The following is a 3,639-nucleotide window of genomic DNA, read 5'->3' on the forward strand; positions in this document are numbered from 1 at the left end:
GGGGCGGAAGGTAGTTTGTGATGGATAGCCCCCACCCAACCTCCCCCAGAGGGGGAGGAGATTCGAGTCCTCCCCCCAGTGGGGGGAGTTAGAGGGGGGCAGAGAAACATCGGACGAGGTGAGTATGGACCTGCGAATCTACGAGTATGATCCTAAAGAGATCGATGAGGTGCTGGCCTTCCGCAATGCGATCTTTGGCGATATCAGCCGCGCGCAGTGGGAGGCCATGAACTGTACCGCTGTGGTGGCGCGGGATGGCGAGCGGTTGGTCGGCTTTATCCCCCTGCAATACCGCGAGCAGTGCCTGCGCCCCGGGCTGACGGTGCCGGTGGTCTATGAGAACGCGGTGGGTGTGGCGGAGGGACTGCGCGGGCAGGGGATCGGTTCGCGCATGATCGATGTGGCAGCAGAGTTCATACGAAAGCGGGTTGACGCGCTGTTTGTGATCCGGGGTGGCGAGCGCAGCGAGGGATACCGGTTTTACCGGAAGGCGGGACATGGCGACCTGTCGTACATGTGCTATTACAACTTGCCACCCGAGGTGCACTGGCCTGCGGCGGAAGGGGCCGAGATCGAGGTGCTGGATCGCGATCGCTGGCTGGACCTTGAGCCGCAGCTGCTCGCGCTGTACGAGCGGCGCTACGGACGCTTTGGCGGCGGATGGCAGCGGGCCCCCGGGTATTGGCGCACGATCCTGGATGGCCACGTGTACCGCGACCGCAAGTGGTGGTTGATCGCGCTCGGGGCAGGGTCAGAGCGCGTGCGCGGCTACCTGGTCGCCTCATATGGGCTGTGGGATGCCTCGCCCGACCTGTGCGTGTACGAGGCGGTGGGCGAGGACGATGGGACGACGGCGCAGTTGCTGCGCTATGCGCGCGGGCTCGCCGACAGCGAGCGCTTCCGGGTACCGTACGTCTCGCTGGCGAACCCGATTCGCCCGCTGCTGCGGAGGATGGGCTTTGAAGAAAGCGAGACCTCGCCGCACATCATGGCGCGCATCCTGCGGCCCGACCGGATGTTCCAGCGCCTGGCAGCGGGCTCGAACCTGCTGGATACGCTGTCGCTGACCGTGTTGACGCCGCACCGCGCGCTGGCGGTCACTGCCCCGCCCGAGCCGCGCTACACGGTACGGCTGGAGATGAAAGAGAGCCTGCTGTCGCGGTTGTTCTGCTGCCGGCTCGACCTGGAGGCGGCGCTGGAGATGGAGATGGTGCGCTGGAATGGGCGTGACCTGGCGCTCAAGCGCGCGCTGTGCGAGGTGTTCTCGTTCGCAGATTGGGTGCAGTGGTTTACGGATTACGTGTAAGGGGAGAGGATAGCGACGTAAGTCGCTGCGACGAGCGGGGAGGCTGCTCGGGTTCGTAGTCGCCGCTTCAGCGGTTGTGAGGGAGAGCGAGACGGTGTGGTCGGGGCAAGGGGATGGTGCGCTATCGCTGGGGCAGCAGCTGGCGCGGCTGCGGCGCCAGATCGCGGCGACAGAGGCGGCGCTGGTCGAGCGCGAGGCTGATCTGGCCGAGCTGCGCGTCGAGGTCGCTTCCTTCGAGCTGCGCTACGAGACGCGCATCGGTCGCAAGCTGGCGGCCCTAAAGGAGGTCGAGGCCTCGATCGCGGCGTGTCAGAAGCAGCTCCAGACCTTCCGCCGCTGGGGTAGCGACGGGCCGCCCGTAGGCTGGAACGGTGAGGCATACGTGCCGGTGGACGAGCAGTACAGGCGCACGTGGCGCGATCCGGCGCTGCCCGGGCCTTCCTTCACACCGCCAGCCGAGCTGGCAACCCAGTCTGCGGCCAAGCAGGATCTGAAAGTACTATACCGCCAGCTATGCCGCCGCTTTCATCCCGACCTGACGCAAGATCCGGCGGAACGTGTCTGGCGGACAGAGATGATGGCGGCGGTCAACGTCGCCTATGCCGCTCAGAGCCGGGCCGAACTGGAGGCACTGGCGGCGACGCCGCACCGGACAACAGGGCGAGGTGCCGTCGACGTGGGGCGGCTGGACGTGCTGCAGGATCGCCTGACCTACCTGCGGCGCAAGCTGCGCCAGGTAGAGGGCGAGATCGACGAGCTCACGCACAGCCCCATGATGGAGATGCGCCTGGAGGTCACGCTGGCGGCGCGGCAGGGGCAGGATCTGCTGGGGGAGATGGCGGAAGAGGTCGAGCGCGACCTGGCGCGCAAGCAGGCAGAGCTGGAAACCCTGCGCGCGCAGCTGCGGGCGATGGGGATGGAAGGCAGGCCATCCTGGGGGTAGATGGGGAAGACGAGTTTGCGGTCTATGTCGCCCCGGTGGGCAAGATCGAGGAAGGATGAGTGACGCCGTGCTGCTCAAGAACGCCAATCTTTACGTGCCGGAATCGCTTGGCCCGGGCAGCGTCCTGGTTGAGGGAGACACGATCGCCGCTGTGTACCAGATCGGGGAAGCGCTGCCCGGCGGCGTGCCGGCGATCGATCTGGGTGGGGCGGCGCTGGGGCCGGGCCTGATCGACGTACACACGCACGGTGCAGATGGCGCCGACGTGATGGACGGCAGCAATGCGGTGCTTCGCATGGCGCGCTTTTTCGCGCGGCACGGGGTGACGGGGTTCGTGCCGGCAACGGTGACCGCGCCCTTTGAGGCGATCGCGGAGGCGGCGGCAGGCGTGCGGGCGGCGATGGGGACGGCGCACGGGGGCGCGCGCGTGCTGGGCGTGCACGTCGAGGGGCCGTTCATCAGCCGGGAGCGCCTGGGGGCGCAGTCGCCCGATCACGTGGTGCCGCCAGTGACATCGGCGGTGGCGCGCATGCTCGAGATCGCGGGGGACGTGACACGGATCGTGACCCTGGCCCCCGAGGAAGTGGGGGCGATGGAGGCGATCTACTCCCTGGTCTTGGAGGGAATCGTCGTTTCCCTGGGCCACACGGTGGCTACGGAGGCGCAGGCGCAGGCGGCGTTCGACGCGGGCGCGACCCAGGTCACGCACATGTTTAACGGCATGCCTCCCTTCCACCACCGCGAGCCCGGCGTCGTCGGCGCAGCGCTGATGGCACGCGGGGTGCGGGTCGAGATCGTCGCCGATGGCGTGCACCTGGCGCCGACGACAGTGCGCCTGGCGCTGGCGGCAAAGGGGGTGGACGGGATCTTGCTGGTCACCGACTCGATGGCAGCGACGGGGTGCCCGGACGGCGAGTACGAGCTGGGGCCGATGAAGGTGATCGTTCGCGACGGCGAGGCGCGGCTGCCGTCCGGGGCGCTGGCGGGCAGTACGCTGACCATGGAGCGGGCGGTGGTGAACGTGGCGCGCTGGACGGACGCGGGATTGGGCGGAGCGTGGCAGATGGCGTCGCTCAATCCGGCGCGGCAGCTGGGCCTTGGGCAGTTTGGCCGGCTGGCGCCCGGGTACCAGGCAGATTTGGTCGCGATCGACTCCGCAGGTCAGGTGGTGCTGACGGTGATTGGCGGCGAGTTGGCCTACCGGCGGTCGTAGGGTCGGCTGAGCGGCATAGGGATCTGGGCTGGCGCCCGGCGTCACACAGGGATGCGTGACCTGCGGGGACGGCGCTTGTAGGTCCCGTCTCCTGACGTGACGCGCCGCCGGCAAGCGGCGGATAGCTGAAGGCCGCTACTATGAACGAGCACAGCGTCGTAGCGGCCTCGCGGCTCG

The 3,639-nt window shown here is 68.0% G+C and carries 3 protein-coding genes; all 3 read left to right on the forward strand.

What is annotated here, in order from left to right; all coding sequences use genetic code 11:
• Positions 1–124 precede the first annotated feature (124 nt).
• Entirely contained in the window at positions 125–1,306 is a 1,182-nt protein-coding gene (locus VM221_04170) for a GNAT family N-acetyltransferase (protein HUT74016.1), read from the forward strand.
• 94 nt (positions 1,307–1,400) lie between these two features.
• Entirely contained in the window at positions 1,401–2,249 is an 849-nt protein-coding gene (locus VM221_04175) for a hypothetical protein (GenBank protein ID HUT74017.1), read from the forward strand.
• Positions 2,250–2,304: 55 nt separating this feature from the next.
• Positions 2,305–3,462, forward strand: coding sequence for an N-acetylglucosamine-6-phosphate deacetylase (nagA, locus tag VM221_04180; protein HUT74018.1), 1,158 nt, complete (start codon positions 2,305–2,307; stop codon positions 3,460–3,462).
• Positions 3,463–3,639 lie beyond the last annotated feature (177 nt).

It is taken from the genome of Armatimonadota bacterium, from assembly GCA_035527535.1.
Classification (GTDB): Bacteria; Armatimonadota; Hebobacteria.

Bases quoted from the DNA above. Each gene is read 5' to 3' on its own strand.
- VM221_04170 (HUT74016.1), top strand. From the start codon at position 125: ATGGACCTGCGAATCTACGAGTATGATCCTAAAGAGATCGATGAGGTG.
- nagA (HUT74018.1), top strand. From the start codon at position 2,305: ATGAGTGACGCCGTGCTGCTCAAGAACGCCAATCTTTACGTGCCGGAA.